General features: G+C 70.1%; 15 protein-coding genes. 5 read left to right on the plus strand and 10 right to left on the minus strand.

Annotation, left to right across the window (positions count from 1 at the left end; translation table 11 throughout):
• Positions 1–59 precede the first annotated feature (59 nt).
• Complete coding sequence (locus tag ASF94_RS09470; RefSeq protein WP_156382471.1) at positions 60–1,202, minus strand: MFS transporter; 1,143 nt, start codon at positions 1,200–1,202, stop codon at positions 60–62.
• Positions 1,203–1,404: 202 nt separating this feature from the next.
• Between ASF94_RS09470 and ASF94_RS09475 the strand changes: the two genes are divergently transcribed.
• The 3 genes from ASF94_RS09475 to ASF94_RS09485 all read left to right on the plus strand — a co-directional run bounded on the left by ASF94_RS09475 (position 1,405) and on the right by ASF94_RS09485 (position 3,668).
• A complete protein-coding gene (locus tag ASF94_RS09475; RefSeq protein ID WP_056664760.1) occupies positions 1,405–2,364 on the plus strand; it encodes a LysR family transcriptional regulator in 960 nt (319 codons plus the stop codon).
• Between the two features lie 258 nt (positions 2,365–2,622).
• A complete protein-coding gene (locus tag ASF94_RS09480; RefSeq protein WP_056664762.1) occupies positions 2,623–3,090 on the plus strand; it encodes a DUF1090 family protein in 468 nt (155 codons plus the stop codon).
• Between the two features lie 203 nt (positions 3,091–3,293).
• Entirely contained in the window at positions 3,294–3,668 is a 375-nt protein-coding gene (locus ASF94_RS09485; RefSeq protein ID WP_235505316.1) for a c-type cytochrome, read from the plus strand.
• Between the two features lie 33 nt (positions 3,669–3,701).
• Here the strand turns inward: ASF94_RS09485 and ASF94_RS09490 are convergent, their stop codons facing one another.
• The 9 genes from ASF94_RS09490 to ASF94_RS21570 form a co-directional block, all read right to left on the minus strand.
• Positions 3,702–4,562 (minus strand): DUF2894 domain-containing protein, encoded by an 861-nt coding sequence (locus ASF94_RS09490; protein WP_162244636.1) that lies wholly within the window; start codon positions 4,560–4,562, stop codon positions 3,702–3,704.
• 10 nt (positions 4,563–4,572) lie between these two features.
• Positions 4,573–5,256, minus strand: a complete 684-nt coding sequence (locus ASF94_RS09495; RefSeq protein WP_056664766.1) for an OmpA family protein — start codon at positions 5,254–5,256, stop codon at positions 4,573–4,575.
• A gap of 4 nt (positions 5,257–5,260) precedes the next feature.
• A complete protein-coding gene (locus ASF94_RS09500) occupies positions 5,261–8,461 on the minus strand; it encodes a DUF802 domain-containing protein (RefSeq protein ID WP_156382472.1) in 3,201 nt (1,066 codons plus the stop codon).
• Positions 8,462–8,481: 20 nt separating this feature from the next.
• Positions 8,482–9,249 carry a DUF3348 family protein gene (locus ASF94_RS09505; protein ID WP_056664768.1) on the minus strand — a complete coding sequence of 256 codons (768 nt, stop codon included), beginning with the start codon at positions 9,247–9,249 and terminating at the stop codon, positions 8,482–8,484.
• A gap of 279 nt (positions 9,250–9,528) precedes the next feature.
• Complete coding sequence (locus ASF94_RS09510) at positions 9,529–10,251, minus strand: DUF4198 domain-containing protein (protein WP_056664982.1); 723 nt, start codon at positions 10,249–10,251, stop codon at positions 9,529–9,531.
• A gap of 23 nt (positions 10,252–10,274) precedes the next feature.
• Positions 10,275–12,347: a TonB-dependent receptor gene (locus tag ASF94_RS09515; RefSeq protein WP_056664771.1), complete on the minus strand. Its 2,073-nt coding sequence runs from the start codon at positions 12,345–12,347 to the stop codon at positions 10,275–10,277.
• Positions 12,348–12,450: 103 nt separating this feature from the next.
• Positions 12,451–12,909: a nickel-responsive transcriptional regulator NikR gene (gene nikR / locus ASF94_RS09520; protein WP_056664985.1), complete on the minus strand. Its 459-nt coding sequence runs from the start codon at positions 12,907–12,909 to the stop codon at positions 12,451–12,453.
• Between the two features lie 567 nt (positions 12,910–13,476).
• Positions 13,477–13,638: a hypothetical protein gene (locus tag ASF94_RS21215; protein ID WP_156382473.1), complete on the minus strand. Its 162-nt coding sequence runs from the start codon at positions 13,636–13,638 to the stop codon at positions 13,477–13,479.
• Between the two features lie 12 nt (positions 13,639–13,650).
• Entirely contained in the window at positions 13,651–13,920 is a 270-nt protein-coding gene (locus tag ASF94_RS21570; protein ID WP_200933047.1) for a hypothetical protein, read from the minus strand.
• Positions 13,921–14,657: 737 nt separating this feature from the next.
• Here ASF94_RS21570 and ASF94_RS21995 point away from each other — a divergent pair.
• Positions 14,658–14,735: transposase (locus tag ASF94_RS21995; protein ID WP_369818642.1), on the plus strand; the 78-nt coding region annotated here is incomplete at its 3' end.
• 57 nt (positions 14,736–14,792) lie between these two features.
• Positions 14,793–15,605, plus strand: coding sequence for an IS5 family transposase (locus ASF94_RS09525; protein WP_056664987.1), 813 nt, complete (start codon positions 14,793–14,795; stop codon positions 15,603–15,605).
• Positions 15,606–15,614: the final 9 nt, after the last annotated feature.

The raw sequence follows: 15,614 nt of genomic DNA on the forward strand, positions 1-15,614 counted from the left end.
CCGCCTGGCCATCGCCAGGCCAGCGCCCAGGCGGCAGCGTGGGCACGCCGGTGCGAGCCTCAAGCCCGGGGCGGCATCAGCCGGACCAGCAACGCCGCGCCGGATGCAGCGCCCGACAGCGCCACCACGCCCCGCCACCCCGCGTGCGACAGCACCAGGCCACCCAGTGCGGCGCCGGCCGACATCCCGGCGAACATGCCGGTGAACAGCAGGGCGTTCAGCCGGCTGCGGGCGGCTGGCTCCAGGCCGTAGACGATGGTCTGGTGCGCCACCAGCGCCGCCTGCACCCCGAAGTCGAACCCCACGGCGCCCGCGACGATGAGCGCCAGCTGGGTCGTTGGCGGCAACCCGGCGGCCAGGCCCATGGCGGCGAACGACAGGGCAGCCAGCGCAGCGCCGCAGCGCGTGACGATCTCCGGGCCGCGCCGGTCGGCCAACCGGCCGGCGAGCGGCGCCGCCAGGGCGCCCGCTGCACCCGCCAAGCCGAACGAGCCCGCCGCGGCCGTGCCCAGCTGGAATTCACCGTGCAACATGACCGCCAGCGTGGACCAGAAGGCGCTGAAGCCCAGCGCCAGCAGCCCCTGCGACAGCGCGGCCCGGCGCAGCGTTCCGTGGCGGCGCCACAAATCCCAGAGCGAGCCCATCAGCGCGGGCCAGCCCAGCTGCGTCGTCGGAGCGAAGCGCGGCAGGCCGCGCCACACGGCGAGCGCCATGACCGCCACGGCCCCGGCCGCGCCCAGATAGACCGCCCGCCAGCCGAAGGCCTGCGCGCCGAATCCGCTCACCACCCGCGACAGCAGAATGCCGAGCAGCAGGCCGGTCATGACCGTGCCGACGACGCGCCCGCGCCGGTCCGGCGGCGCCAGCGTGGCGGCTGCGGGCACCACGTCCTGTGCCAGCGTCGCGGCCAGCCCGACCGCCAGGCTGGCGCCCAGCAGCGCGCCGATGCCCGGCGCCAGCCCGCTCCACACCAGCGCCGCCACCAGCGCCGCCGACTTCGCCAGGATGATGCTGCGCCGGTCGTACCGGTCCCCCAGCGGCGCCAGCAGCAACAGCCCGAGCCCGTAGCCCAGCTGCGTCAGCGTGGGCACCAAGCCCACCGTCGAAGGCGCTGCCCGCAGGTCGTCGCCGAGCACGCCGAGCATGGGTTGGCTGTAATAGATCGAGGCCGCGCCGAGGCCGGCCGTGGCCGCCAGCAGCATCAGCAGGGGGTGTGCCGATGGGCTTCACCTCCGCCGTCGCGGGCGGAGCCGTGGCATGCGTGGGTTGAATGGAAGAAGATGGGGATGTCATGGGGTTTGCCTGCGGTTGCCGGGGTGATTTCCAGCGGATGGGACCGATTCTGGTGGAGATGACCCCACCGTGGTAGTCGCTCGGCGCGAAGATTTGCTATACGCTTGGCGCATGAAAACCTCCCTGCCCTCCGGAGCCGACCGGCTCGATCTGCTGCAGACCTTCGTGCGCATCGTCGAGTCCGGCAGCCTGTCGGCCGCCGCAGTGCAGCTGGGCACCACCCAGCCCACGGTCAGCCGCAGGCTGCAGACGCTGGAGCGGACCATGGGCGCACGCCTGCTGCAGCGGTCCACCCATGTGATGAAGCTCACGCCCGATGGCGAACGGTGCTTCGCCCATGCCAGCGCCCTGCTCGAAGACTGGCAGGCGATGGAGGCCGACCTGCGAGGTGCGCGCGACGTGCCGCGTGGCACCCTGCGGGTGGTGGCACCGCATGCCTTCGGGCAGGAACAGCTGGTCGCCCCCCTGGCCGACTATCTGCGGCGCTATCCGGAGGTGTCCGTGCAGTGGCTGCTGCACGACCGCAGGCCGGACTTCATCGCCGAAGGCATCGATTGCGCGATCCAGGTGGGTGAGGTGGACGACCCGTCCGTCGTGGCGATCCTGCTCGCCGAGGTTCCTCGCATCGTGGTCGCAGCGCCCGGCGTGGCAGAGGCGCTGGGCGATCCCGTGCAGTCCGATGCGCGCGGGCTGCAGGCCCTGCCCTGGCTGGCGCTCAACCCCTACTACCAGCGCGAAGTCGCCCTGCACCACCAGTCCACGGGCGAGGCGCTGCGGTTTGCCATTGCGCCACGCCTGGCGACGGACAGCCTCTACGCCATGCGCAGCGCCGCGCTGGCCGGGCTGGGCGTGTGCGTGTCCTCCGCGTGGCTGGTGCAGGACGATCTGCGGCAGGGCCGGCTGGTGCACCTGGCGCCGGACTGGCAGGCCGTGCCGCTGCCGGTGTCACTGGTCTATCCGCCTGCGCGCCACTATCCGGCGCGGCTGCGCAGCTTTCTGGAACTGATGCGTGCTGCCATGCCCGGTCTGATCGGGTTGCGGGCGCCGGGCCTCCCCCAGCGCAGCGGTTGACCTGGCGGGCTTGCGTTCCGCGGCGGGGCCGTGCTGGTGGTACGCCTGCCAGGGCGCGAACGCCCACCGCGTCAGACAGCCACACGACGCATCGATCGACACCCCTCCGGCCCATGCGACACGCGCCACCGCTCGCCGCTGTTCGAAGCCGAGTGGCGCCATGTTCTGCCGCCCCTTGCGTGCCGATGCGCCCTCGTCCGACGGGCTCCGCGCCACGGTCGTGCAATGCTCGGCGCCATCGTTTTGAGAAGGTTTTCCATGAAGCTCGCACACACCCTGATCGCCACTGCCGCGCTTGCCGCGTCCGCCCTCGCCCATGCACAGCCCGCCAGCCAGGAAGACTGCAATTTCCAGCATGAACGCCTGACCAGCGAAATGGAGAAGGCCAAGTCGGCCGGTGAAGACGCGCGCATGCTGTCCCTGGAGCGGGCGCGGGGCGAGCTGGCGGTGAGCTGCTCCGAACCCGGCGCCCGCACTATGAAGGAACGCCGCATCAGCACGCAGGAGAAAAAGGTCACGCAGATGCAGAAGGCGGTGGACAGCGCCGAGAAAGACGGCAAGGGCGACGCCACCAAGGCACGCGCCAACCTGAAGGAAGCCCAGGCGGAGCTGGAGCGCATGAAGCGCGAAGCCCCCAAGAAGACGGCGCAGCAAAAGGGCGCCCAGACGCCGGAGCAGGCCCGTGCGCAGGCCGAGGCGCAGCCCAAGGCCCCGCAGAACAACTGAATTACCCCAGTGCCGGCCGCCCGGACACGGCAGCTGGCGCTATGAAAAAAAGAGCATGCTGCGCCGTCACCACGGGCGCTGCATGCTTTTTTCATTCAGAATCGGGAACCCACCGGCTACCGGGCGGCTTCCGCCTGACCCCATGCCGCGCGGTCTCTGGGGCGGGCCCGCCATCCCCTGCCTGATCCGTGCCCTGCAAACCCATGCCCATCCTGCACCCTCCGCTGCGCACCGGCATCGCCACCCTGGCGCTGGCGGCGCTGGCGGCGTTCGCGGGGCTGGCAGGCACCGGCGCTGCGGCGGCCGAAGCCTCGCAGCCGGTGGGCGCGGCCCTGGCGAAAGACAAGGGGTGCTTCAGGTGCCATGACGGGGTGCGGCACTTCGTGGGACCTGCGTTCACGCAGGTGGCGGACCGGTACCGTGACGACGCCACCGCCGCCGAGCGGCTGGCCGGACGCATTCGCCAGGGCAGCGTTGGCGAGTGGGGCCGGGTGATCATGCCGCGCCAGCCACAGGTGACGGCAGCAGACGCAGCCGTGCTGGCCGACTGGGTTCTGTCCCAACGATCCGCCCGCTGACCTGGGGCAATCGCCCAGGTCCAGGCCCCTGGCTCAGCGTTTGCGCACCACCGGTTTGCGGCGCGCTCCGGCACGCGCGGCCGGCACTGCCGGCGACGCCGCATGCACCTGCTCCAGCCACAGCAGCGCATCCACGTGCGCAACGAAGTGCTGCAGATAGTCCGGCGAAATGGCCTGCATGCCGACCAATGCGCGGTGCAGCAGGTGCAGCGCGTTGAGCGGGCCGGCCTGGGGCGGCACCTGCGCGAGGGTCTGGCGCAGCCGCTCATCGGCCGAAAGCCGCGACCAGGTGCCCCGAAACCGCTGCACCGAAGCCAGCTCCCGCGGCGCGCCGGCCGGCGCGGCGTTGCCGCCACCCAGCGACGCGCTCGGCAGCGTTCCCGCAGGCACGTCCACCGCCGCGATGCCGCGTGGGGTAGCGGGCTTGCCCGAGCGTGAGCCAGGCGCCGCGCGTCGGCCGGGCGCGGGTTCGGCGAACTCCATCAGCCGGTGCGTGACTGCGCCGTCGGCGATGTCCGCATGCCCGGCCACCGCATCGGCCAGACGGCCCAATTCGCCCCGTGCGGGCGCGGCAGGCGCCGGCCGGGCGGCTGGCGCTGGTGCGTGGGGCGGCGCATCCGGCGCCGCCCCGTCCTGCCCCGCCGGCAGCACCCCACGGCCCGCCAGACGCAGGCGGAGGTCGGCCACCAGTGTGTCGAGCCGCGCGTCGAGCCAATGGCGCGCGGCGCCCTCGTGCGCGCCGGCACGTCGCGCCAGCGCCTCCACCAGCGCAAAGCGCACCGGCTCCGCCCGATGGCCGCCCAGCGCATGCCATTCGGCCAGCAGCACCGCGAGCTCCGTGGGCGCCGGGAGGGCCGGAAGCGCGGATGACGGGGAAGCTGCGGGCTCGGCCATGTCCTGCGATTCAGCGGGCCGGGTCGGCGGCATGCGTGCCGGAGGCTGCCGCCACGCCGCTGCGGGCGGAGCGGGGCATCGGCGCCATTTCCACCCGGCGGTTGCGCGCCCTGCCCGCTGCATCGGTGTTGGGTGCCACGGCCTGCTCGGCGCCAAAGGCCGCTGCGAACACCGACGAGGACGGCACCCCGGCCTCGATCAGCGCCCGCGTCACCGTCAGCGCCCGCTGCGCCGACAGCTCCCAGTTGTCGGCAAAGCGGTTGCCGCCGCGCACCGGCTGGTCGTCGGTGAAACCGCTGACCATCAGGATCTCGCTGCGAGCGCCGAGATAGCTGGCCAGCGGGCCGGAAAGGCTGCGCAGCAGTTGCCGGCCCTCGGGCTGCAATTCGTCGGAATTGAGTGCGAACAGCACGTTGCCGCTGATGCCGATGCGTCCATCGACCAGCGTGACCCGGCCGCCGGCCAGCGGCCCGGCCAGCGCCTGCTCCAGCGTCTGCAGGCGCTGGGTCTGCGCCTCGCGCTCCCGCTGCTCGGTCTTGAGCTGCTCGGTCAGGTCCATCTGCATGCCCAGCGCCGCCACCAGGATCAGCGCAAAGGCACCCAGCGCGCCCGCCATCAGGTCGCCGAAAACGGCCCACACGGGCACGTCGGCATCCAGGCTGGTGCCGGCTTCCAGTTCGTCGTGGCCCAGCATGGGGTCAGGCCCCCGCGCTTTCGGCCACCGCCGGCGCGCGGGCGACCGCGGCCACCTGCTGCAGGCCGTCCATCACCTGCTTTTGCGCGCCCACGCTCAGCTCGATGACTTCGCGCGCCTGGGCGACGTAGTAGTCGAGCTGCTCGTCGCTGCGTGCCAGCGACTTGGAGAGGGCCGCCTCGATGCGCTGCAACTGCGCCACCAACTGCTCGTTGGCATGGCCGAAGTGCTGCACCGCCGCGCCGAAGGCCTCGCCCAGGCTGGCGACTTCCACCGCGCTGCCAGTGAGCTGCGCGGCGACTTCGTCCATGCGCCCGGCCTGCGCATCCAGCGTGGCGGCGAAGCGGTCGCCGGCCTGGTGCATGGCCGTGGTGGTGCCGTCCAGCAGCGCGTCGATGGCGCCGCGCTGGCGCTCGGAGGTGGCCTGCACCGTATCCATCAGCGTGGACAGCGTTTCCAGGATGCGGCTGCGCTCCTGCAGCATCTCGTTGTCGCGCGCCATGCCGTCCTCCAGCTTGCGGCGCAGCTCGCCGATCACCTCGGCCGCTGCGCGCGGCGCCTCGGACGCCGTCTGCACCAGCGTGCCGATTTCACCCAGCGTGCGCTGGGCATGCGCGTCCAGCGCCTCGGTGATCTCGCCCGTGCTGCGGGCCAGGGCGGCGCTGGCTTCATCCCAGCGGGCGGCAGTGGCGGCGCCCGCCTGCTGCCATTCCCCGCGCAAGGTGCCGGACAGCGTCTTCAGCGATTCAGCCCAGGCCGCCTGACGCGCTTCGTCCCGTGCCGCACGCTGGTCGATCTGTTCCAGCGCGTGGCTGGCCTGCTCTGCCGCACGGGTGGCGACGGTTTCGGCGGTGGTCGCCAGCACCTCGCCCAGCTGGTGCCACTGGCCGGTCGATTGCAACTGGGCGGCCTGCCATTCGGCGCGCAGGCTTTCGGCCACGGCCTGCAGCGACTGCGTCCAGGCGCTCTGGCGCGCTTCGTCCTGCGCGGCGCGCTGTTCGATCTGGGTGAGCAAATGGCTCGCCTGCTCGGCGCTGCGCTGGCTGATGCCGTCGGCGGTGGCGGCCAGCACCTCGCCCAGCTGATGCCACTGGCCGGTGGATTGCAACTGAGCGGCCTGCCATTCGGCACGCAGGCTTTCGGCCACGGCCTGCAGCGACTGCGTCCAGGCGTGCTGGCGCGCTTCGTCCTGCGCTGCGCGGTGTTCGATCTGGGTGAGCATATGCGTGGCCTGCTCGGCGCTGCGCTGGCTGATGCCGTCGGCGGTGGCGGCCAGCACCTCGCCCAGCTGATGCCATTGGCCGGTCGATTGCAGCTGGGCGGCCTGCCACTCGGCGCGCAGGCTTTCGGCCACGGCCTGCAGCGACTGCGTCCAGGCGCTCTGGCGCGCCTCGTCCTGCGCGGCGCGCTGTTCGATCTGGGTGAGCAGATGGCTCGCCTGCTCGGCGCTGCGCTGGCTGATGCCGTCGGCGGTGGCGGCCAGCACCTCGCCCAGCTGGTGCCACTGGCCGGTCGATTGCAGCTGGGCGGCCTGCCACTCGGCGCGCAGGCTTTCGGCCACGGCCTGCAGCGACTGCGTCCAGGCCTTCTGGCGCGCTTCGTCCTGCGCTGCGCGGTGTTCGATCTGGGTCAGCAGGTGTTCGGCCTGCTCGGCACTGCGCTCGGCGATGCCCTGCGCCGTGGTGGCCAACTGTTCGGTCAGCCCGCGCCACTGCGCCGTGGCGCCCGCCTGCGCGGCTTGCCAGTCCTGCTGCAGGGTGCTGGAGATGGCGCGCAAAGCGTCGTCCCATGCCTGTTGCCGCGCCGCGTCGCGCTCGGCCGCCTCGGTCTGCAGGCGGGCCTGGGCTTCCTGCACGCTGGCGTGCAGTGTGGCGGCATGGCGAGTCCACTGGTCGGCCGCAGCCTGCAGGGCCTGGTCGTGGCGCGCTGCCTGCTCGGTGGCATCGGCGGCCTGGCGGCCCTGCGCTTCGGCCCACCGGGCGGCCAGGGTGTCGGACTGTTGCGACAAACGACCCGCCAGGTCGTCGGCCAGCGCCGTGCTGCGGGTCTCGAAACGCTGGCTGAAGCCATCCAGCGTGTCGCGCAGCGCCTGGGCGGTCGCGTCATTCGTCTGGCGGTGGCTGGCCAGGGCGTCAGTCCACTGGGCGGTGACGGCGCCGGTGGCAGCGGTGAACTGGCCCGCCATGCCATCGAGCTGGCGGCGCACCTGGTCGGCCAGCGCGGTCTGCAGTTGCGCACTCTCGCGGCCCAGGCCGGCCAGCGCGGCCTCCACCGCCGGCTGCAATGCGGCACCGGCCAGGCGCGCGCTCTCGGCCGTGCTGGCCGTCAGCGTGCGTTCCACTGCGGCGGCCAGTCCGGTGTAGGCGGCTTCGGTTTCGCGATAGAACCGGGCCTGGTCGGTCTGCAGGCGCTCGGCCCATGCCGCCTGGCCCCGCTCCATGGCCGTCATGGCCTCCGTGATGCGCTCGACCAGGGCTGGCATCAGGCCGGCCTGCTGCTCCAGCAGCCGCAGCGAGGTTTCGCGCTGGTGCAGCGGGGTATAGGCGCGCAGTGAGGTGGGCAGCAGCGCGTCCAGCTGCTGGCCAGCCTGCAGCCGCTCGCGGCGGGCGAGCGCTGCCATCAGGCCCAGCATGGCCGATGCAGCGACGCCGGCAACCGAGGTGCCGAAGGCGAGGCCCAGGCCGCGCACGGGGGCGGACAGCGCATCGCGGATGGCGCCCAGCCCGTCGGCGCCCGACAGCGCCGCGCCCGTGCCCTGCAGCGTGACGACCATGCCCAGGAAGGTGCCCACCATGCCCAGCAGCACCAGCAGGCCGGTCAGGTACGGCGCCAGCACCGGGGCCGGCAGGCCCGCCCTGCCCCCTTCGACGCGCTGGCGCACCGCATTGCGCAGGCCGGCAGGCAGCTGGCCCAGCCAGCCGGCCAGCGACCCGGAGGCGGCACCGGCCGGCATGGCCTGCAGCGCCTTGGCCAGCGCCCGCGTGTCGCGCCGGTAGCCCTGCAGCTCGCGCGCGCCCAGCAGATAGAAGAACGCGATGGCCACGGTAATGGCCAACGCCAGCGCATGGCCGATGCCGTAGCCCACGGCCACCCAGGCGATCACCGCGAGCCCGGTGGCGAAGGCGGCGGAGAAGGCCGCCGTGGCGCCCATGCCCGGCTGGCCGGGGGTGCCTGCGTCCGCCGAAGGCGCCGATGGATTGTGCATAGCGTTGTCGTTGTGTTGCGTCATGAACCACCTTGGGTGGAATGGTGGCGCAGGGCGGCGAGCAGCCCCAGCACCGGTTGCAATCGAAGTTCCAGCTCGGCCAGCAGCAGCGCTTGCAGGTCGAGGCGGAACCAGTCGCGGTGGGTGTCCGCCTCAGCGGTGCCGGCCACGGCTGCGTCTTCTTCCCCCGCCGGCAGTGGATCGGACGGGCCCGCCTCCGCAGGCACCGCCGCGCAGAGGCGCTCGAAATGGCGGCCCAGCATCGGAGCCAGGGTGGCCAGCAGCCGGCGCTCCTGCGCGGCCAGCACCTCGGCCATCACCGCGTCGACGGCGGCCAGCCGCGCGGCTTCGCCACCGCAGTCGGCCAGCGCCCCGCGCACGCGCTCGCGCAGCGGGCCGATGGCGATCTCCATCGCCTGCTGGCGCGATTGCAGGCAGTGGCGAAACGGCGCGAAGCCCATGCCGGCATCGAGCGGCCCGCGGCCGGCCGCGTCGACCTCGCGTGCGATGGCCTGCGCCAGCAGCGCGCGCACGCGGTCGTACTCGGCCGTGCACTCGACCAGGCGGCCTGGCGCGTCGCCCGGTGCGGCGGGCAGCGGCGCTGCAGCCAGCGGGCGGTCGAGGGCCTTGGAGAGAGCGATGGACTCGGTCCAGCCCGTCCATTGATTCAGGGCGTCGGCGAACGACATCCTGGAGTCGTGCACCCGCTGTTGCGGGTCGATGAGCCCCGCCAGCAGGCGGACGAGCGTGGAGCCGGTCAACGGAGTGCGATCAGGTCGCTGCGCCATGGATACCGGTGGAAAAAACCGCGCAGTCTACACGGGCGGCCTCGCCGGCTCGCATGCGCAGGCCTGGCCGGCGCTCCCCGCCCGCGAGCCGCGTGGCAGCCGGCAGGCAGGAAGGCCGCCGCGTGGCGACAGGGCCGCAGGCTTGTGGAATGCTTCGCTTTTGATAGCAAAAGAACGTGATGGGTCTAGCGCAAAAGCCCGAAAACACACTAAATCACCACGGCAGCATCCACGCCACCCCACCCACCCGTCCACCTAACCACCCCGCGCGCGCCCCGGTCAATGCGCCGGAAACGCCAGCAGGTACTCGTAGCTCAACGAGGTAAAGCGCGCATCGCCCTCCACTGGCGCGCGGCGGATGGCCGTCAGCTGGTTAGGGCCTGCCACCGGCGTGACGGTGGCGGTGCCATCGGCCGCGGTGGTGACCGGCGTGCCCTGCTCTCCCCAGCTCAGGCGGATCCCTTCGGCGGGCTTGCCGTCCAGCAGCACCTGCACGCGCAGCGGCTGGCCGGCATGCGGGGTTTCGTGCGCCAGGGGCACGACCTCGAAGGGCTGGCCCAGCGGCCTCTTGGCGACCACGCCCCACTGGATGATGCTCTTGTGGTACTTGAGCGCATGCACGCCGCTGGTGGCGCCGGGCTGCTGATCCATGGGCTTTTCCAGCATGGGCCCGTCGTCCACGCGGCTGAAGATGCCGTTGTCGAAATGCGCCGCCAGCAGGGCCGCCTGCCGCGCCGGCTGCACGCGCACGCCACCGGCCACGGGGACGACGGCCACGTCGATGGGCCGCCCGCGCCGGTCGAAAGCCTGCACGCTCTTGAGCTTGGCCGCGTCGAAGGACTCGCGCTGGCCCGCATGGCCGCCGAACTGCACCAGGTAGCCGCCCGCCGCATCGGGCTCCAGCCAGACGTTGTGCGCCCAGGCGACGGGCGTTGCGGCCAGGGCCACGGCCAGCAGGGCCTTCCCGCGGCAGTGGGAGGCGAGAAAACGAGCGAGGCGCATGGCGGGGTGAAAGCGGAAGGTCATCAGAAAGACCCCTGCACGCCGACCTTGAAGGTGCGCGGCGCGCCGGGGGCGTAAAGCGTCTGGCCGGCGATGGCGGCGGCCGAGGTGGCGTACGCCTTGCCCGACAGGTTGGCGACGGTGGCGTAGAAGCGGTGGCGCGTGCCCGCAGGCGCGTAGCTCAGGCCCAGGTCCCAGGTCGCATAGCCGCCGTAGACCACGCTGTTGTCGGCGTTGACCGCATACCGGCCCACGCGGCGCCAGGTGGCCGTGCCCTCCCAGCCCGCCACCGGCCGCCACGCGACGCCCAGCGTGGCGCTGTAGCGCGGTACCCCCGCCACCTGCCGGCCGACCAGCGCCGGATTGCCGTTCTGCGTGACGCGGGAATGGGCGCTGCCCCAGGCCAGCGTCAGGTCCAGGTCGCGGCGCGCCGCCCAGAGCGCGCTGGCTTCCACGCCGGTGCGGCGGGTGGAGCCGTAGTTCTCGTAGAGGCCCGGGGCCACGGTGCGGATCTCGCCGGACGACCGCAGCCGGTAGGCCGCCACGTCCAGCACCAGGCCGTCCAGCGGCTGCATCTGCGCGCCCAGCTCGGTCTGGCGGAATACGTTGGGATCGAGCTGCGCCGCGCCCAGCGCGTACTTGGCGAAGTTGCTGGCCAGCGCGAAGCCTTCTGACCCGCTGGCACGCAGCAGCAGCCCGGGCAGAACCTGCGAGCGCACGCCCAGCTTGGGACTGGCGTGCGAGGTGCGCGCCATGGGGCCGCAGGGGTCGCTACCCGTTTCCGGGCCGTTCGGACGGCAGGCGCCGCTGAACCGGTCCCAGCGCAGGCCGGCCGACGGCTGCAGCAGCGGGTGCAGCGGCGCGTCCAGCTCGGCGAAGGCGGACACGCTGTTCAGGCGCGCCTCGCGGTCATAGCCCGCCGTGCCGGTGCGCGCGCGGCGGTTTAGCCCGTCATGGAACTGGTAGTCGGTCGATTCGCGAAAGGCCTCCACGCCCGCCACCCAGTTCAGCGGGGCCCCGGCCAGCGCGCTGCGGCCGTTCAGGCTGGTGCCGGCGCCCTGCACGGTGCGGTCGTAGGATTCCTCCCGCTGGCGCCAGGCGGCGGCGCTCACCGGCCGGCTGAACCAGCGCGTGAAGTCCTGCTGCGTGGCGTAGCCGAAGCCCAGCCATTTCAGGTCGGGCGCGATCTCGTACTGCACGTCGGCGCGCAGGGTGGCGAAATGCTTTTTCGCCCCATCGTTCATGGCGCGCGGGTCACGGCCGTAGGGGTCGGTGGCGAACTGAGCGGCGGTGATGTATGCGGGCGAATCGCCGCTCGCCTCGTGCAGGCGTCCCGACAGCGCCACCTCCAGCGTGGGCGCGATGCGGTGGCTCCAGCGGGCGGCCAGCGTCGTGCGCTCGGCCCCGGATGCGCTGCGAAAGCCGTCGGTGCGGGCATGCTGGGCGGCCAGATTCAGCGAATCCGCCTCGCCCAGCTTCAAGCCCAGCGCGGCCTGCGCATCCAGCGTGCCGTGCGACGCGGCACTGACGTCCACGTCCTGGTAGGGGCCGCCCTTGCGCGTCTGCAAGGCGATCAGGCCGGCCCGGTTGAAGTTGCCGTACAGCGCGGAGACCGGGCCTTTGTAGACGGTCAGGCTGTCGATCTCCAAGGGCACGATGACATTGAAATCGACGTAGCCGTCGGCATGCGACATGGCCTCGTTGAGCGGGATGCCGTCCAGCACCACGCCCACATCGCCACCATGCCCGCCCGCGCCGAAGCCGCGCATGACGATGGCATTGCCCACACCCGACAGCTGGTAGTCCTGCACGTTCGTGCCGGGCACCTGGCGCAACAGCTCCTCCGGTTGGCTGACGTGCCGGGCCTGGACGTCCTGCGTGTCCAATCGCGTCGTCGAATAGGCGGCATCGGCGCCGCGGGCCGCCTGGCCCTTGACCTCCATCGCACCGAGCGTGGGCAGGTCGGCCTGAGAATCGGCGGTTTGCGCACCCGCCGGGAGCGCACGCAGCACCAGCATGGTGAGCGCCGCACCGGAAAGGGGCCAGCGGCGACAGGGAACGGCGGAGGATGGACGGGAGGAAGCGGTGGATTGCATGGGGACTTGCTTTGTATGAAGAAAAAAGCAAATTGCATACCCGTGGTCCCGGCCACCCCAGCGCCCCAGGGCGTATCCACTCCCCCGCTCCGACCTCGCCGGTTCAGCCGTGCGGATGCGGGTGGGAATGCGTCGCCGCCTCGGCCGATGCCGGGGCCAGCGTGCCCACCATCACCACGTTGAGCTGGCCGTGGTGCACCCCGCGCTCGGCCATCAGGCGGTCGGCGAAACGGCGCACCTCGCTGGCCGGGCCCTTGAGCAGCACGGTTTCGATGCACTGTTCGTGGTCCAGGTGCACGTGCGTGGTCGCCAGCGTCATCGCGTGGTGGCCGTGCTGCAGCCGCGCCAGCCGGTCGGACAGGTCGCGCTCGTGGTGGTTGTACACATACGAGAGATTGGCCACGCAGGGCCCGTCGGCGTGGCGCCCTTCCTGCAGCCGGGCCAGATGCACCCGCAGCACGTCGCGCACGGCCTCTGAGCGGTTGCCGTAGCCGCGCTCGGCGATCAGGTGGTCGAAGGCGTGCGCGAGGTCGTCGTCCAGCGAAATGGTGAAGCGTTCCATGGCCGGCATTGTGGCCGGTCGGAGAGCCTGGTGGCCGTGCTCACCAGCCGGCGGCCCTGGCGGCAGATCGGTGCGGCACTGGCGCTGCAGATAGCCCGCCAGGTGCGCGAGGGCCGGGTCATCGCGCAGGAAGAGCTGTTGCGCCCTTTGAGGCAATTGCCCCGCGTCGGAGCCTCCGCCGCCCGCCGTGCGCCTGTGTCAACGCGCCCGTTGCCGAGCTCGATTGCGCTCCAAACCCATCCCGCGTGGTCTCGCCAACACGGTCGAAGAAGCTGTGCATCCTGCACGCCCTGCAGCCCCTGGAAGACTCCCTGCATGCGCTGGATCTTCCCGTCGGAATGTCGGATTTCATTGGGAACATTGACGGTCAGCGTCGGAGGTGGCCGTGAGGGATTAAAGAAGCTGGAGTTCGCAAGTTGCAGTCACAACCGAAAAACTCCCGAGTCAATAATCAGTTGCAACGCGTTCGTTCGTCTTGAGATCGATGTACCACCCAAGGCGCAAGACTTGGCCGTTGAATCTATTGGCTTTTTGGCTGAGGTGGATGGTTCCGGTCGATTTTAGGAATCAGTACCGCCTGCTGTACCGCTCGCCGTTGACAGCCACTCCGCCCAAGGTGCCTGCGTCTTCCAGCAATACGCCGCTGCGGCGTTTGTAGAGACGTTCATATTCTTTATCGTCATCCCGAATGCCCAGCCGCACTTCGGCCTGTGCGGTCTTGCCGATCAACGGCTATACAGATCAAAAATCCGTCTCGATCCGCTCACCGGTCTTGGGGTGGATATACCAGCCCATCCGCACCGCTTTGCCGTTGAATATTTCGGCTTCCCGAAAATCCCCTCCTACAAAGGTGTGCACCGGGGCTACGTAGGTCGGATTGCCATATTGGTTTCTCTTCTTGGGGTCGTACCCAGGCCGGCGCTCTATATCCCAGCCGATCAGCACTCCATCGTCGTGCAATCGGATCTTGAGACGGAAGACGCCTCGGCTTTGACGCAAATCCTGCAACAATTCGTGGGGAATCCGGCTCGCTACGGGGGACCGTGTAGTCGCCGGCGATAACGCCTCCACCCATCAAGCTATTGGCCTGCATCCGGACGTCATCGCCAGTGCGCCAGGTGACGTGTAAGGTTTTAGGGACGCCGAAGCGGGCGCCGTACGACATCCGCGTGGTCCCCCGTCCCAACAGAGCTTTGGAAAAGAAGTAACGTCCATTTTCGTCAAAGATGTTCACGCCCTGCTGCAGCGAAGCCGAATTCACGATCAATTCACCCCCTCGCAGCACAGAAAATTTCGCCGCCAGTGCTTTGTCCTCGTCAGACAACGGTGGGCGTACAGGTGCCGGCGGTGGTTGTGTGCAGGCGCTGAGTTGCCATGCACACAGCCCTGCACCCATTGTTTGCACCAGCTGACGGCGGTTAACTTTCATAAATCCTCTTTAAGTCGAATCGCATATCGCTGCGCTGGCGCCTTGAGGCACGCGAATTAGTCATCCATAGTCGCCATGCAGGTCGCCATGCAGGTCGCCATCAGGACTATATTCGCTCGAACGACAGCAGCAGGTCCCGAAGTGTTTACCGGGACCTGTGTGCACCATTGGATCGGCGCTGAATTTTCCCCATATGCACGCTGCCGACTCACGGATGCTCAAGGCGGTAATCCACTCCTTCTCCACCGGTAGCTTGCTGCGCTTAGAGCGTGTTATGAACTTTGCTCCCTGATCACGAAGCCAAGGGTAGAGTTTGCAGATGCCCCGCAAGCCCTACCCGACAGATGTCAGCGACGAAGAATGGAGCTTCGCTGCGCCGTACCTGACCCTGATGGACNTAGAGCGTGTTATGAACTTTGCTCCCTGATCACGAAGCCAAGGGTAGAGTTTGCAGATGCCCCGCAAGCCCTACCCGACAGATGTCAGCGACGAAGAATGGAGCTTCGCTGCGCCGTACCTGACCCTGATGGACCAGCACGCGCCCCAGCGTGAGCACGATCTGCGCGAAGTCTTCAAYGCCCTGCGCTGGCTGGTGCGCGCGGGAGCGCCCTGGCGGATGCTGCCCAACGATCTACCGCCTTGGGAGGCGGTGTACCAGCAGAGCCGTCGGTGGCTGGACGCTGGCTGCTTCGAGGCGATGGTGTCGGACCTGCGCTCCATCATCCGCGTGGCCCAAGGGCGCCAGGGCCAGCCCAGCGCCGTGGTGATGGACGGGCGCACACTGCAATCGAGTTGCGAGAGCGGCCCACGCGCAGGCTACGACGGCTACAAACGCAAACGCGGCAGCAAGGTTCACATGGCCGTGGACACGCTGGGCCATCTGCTGGCGGTGCATGTCACGCCAGCCGACGAGCAGGAACGCGCGCAGGTGCACAAGCTGTGCGAAGCAGTGCAGCAAGCCACGGGCCACTCGGTGCAATGGGCATGGGCGGACCAAGGCTACACGGGTGAAGCGGCATCCAAAGCAGCGCAGGGCAACGGCATCGATCTGCAGATCGTGAAGCTGCCTGAAGCGAAGAAAGGCTTTGTACTGCTGCCTCGGCGCTGGGTGGTGGAGAGAAGTTTCGGCTRGCTGGCGAGGTTCCGCAGGCTCTCGCGGGACTATGAGCGGTTGCCCGAAGTGCTCGGTGGACTGCATTTCCTGGTTTTCGCAGTGCTCATGTTGCCCGCTGCCGTACGGGTGCTGACTTCGGCGGGAAGTTCATAACACGCTCTA

The sequence above is a fragment of the Acidovorax sp. Leaf160 genome (genome assembly GCF_001424265.1).
Lineage (GTDB): Bacteria > Pseudomonadota > Gammaproteobacteria > Burkholderiales > Burkholderiaceae_C > Paracidovorax.

What these genes read in the sequence shown, in the direction of transcription:
- ASF94_RS09470 (WP_156382471.1), bottom strand. Translation starts at nt 1,202, where the DNA reads ATGCTGCTGGCGGCCACGGCCGGCCTCGGCGCGGCCTCGATCTATTAC.
- ASF94_RS09475 (WP_056664760.1), top strand. Translation starts at nt 1,405, where the DNA reads ATGAAAACCTCCCTGCCCTCCGGAGCCGACCGGCTCGATCTGCTGCAG.
- ASF94_RS09480 (WP_056664762.1), top strand. Translation starts at nt 2,623, where the DNA reads ATGAAGCTCGCACACACCCTGATCGCCACTGCCGCGCTTGCCGCGTCC.
- ASF94_RS09485 (WP_235505316.1), top strand. Translation starts at nt 3,294, where the DNA reads ATGCCCATCCTGCACCCTCCGCTGCGCACCGGCATCGCCACCCTGGCG.
- ASF94_RS09490 (WP_162244636.1), bottom strand. Translation starts at nt 4,562, where the DNA reads ATGGCCGAGCCCGCAGCTTCCCCGTCATCCGCGCTTCCGGCCCTCCCG.
- ASF94_RS09495 (WP_056664766.1), bottom strand. Translation starts at nt 5,256, where the DNA reads ATGCTGGGCCACGACGAACTGGAAGCCGGCACCAGCCTGGATGCCGAC.
- ASF94_RS09500 (WP_156382472.1), bottom strand. Translation starts at nt 8,461, where the DNA reads ATGCACAATCCATCGGCGCCTTCGGCGGACGCAGGCACCCCCGGCCAG.
- ASF94_RS09505 (WP_056664768.1), bottom strand. Translation starts at nt 9,249, where the DNA reads ATGGCGCAGCGACCTGATCGCACTCCGTTGACCGGCTCCACGCTCGTC.
- ASF94_RS09510 (WP_056664982.1), bottom strand. Translation starts at nt 10,251, where the DNA reads ATGCGCCTCGCTCGTTTTCTCGCCTCCCACTGCCGCGGGAAGGCCCTG.
- ASF94_RS09515 (WP_056664771.1), bottom strand. Translation starts at nt 12,347, where the DNA reads ATGCAATCCACCGCTTCCTCCCGTCCATCCTCCGCCGTTCCCTGTCGC.
- nikR (WP_056664985.1), bottom strand. Translation starts at nt 12,909, where the DNA reads ATGGAACGCTTCACCATTTCGCTGGACGACGACCTCGCGCACGCCTTC.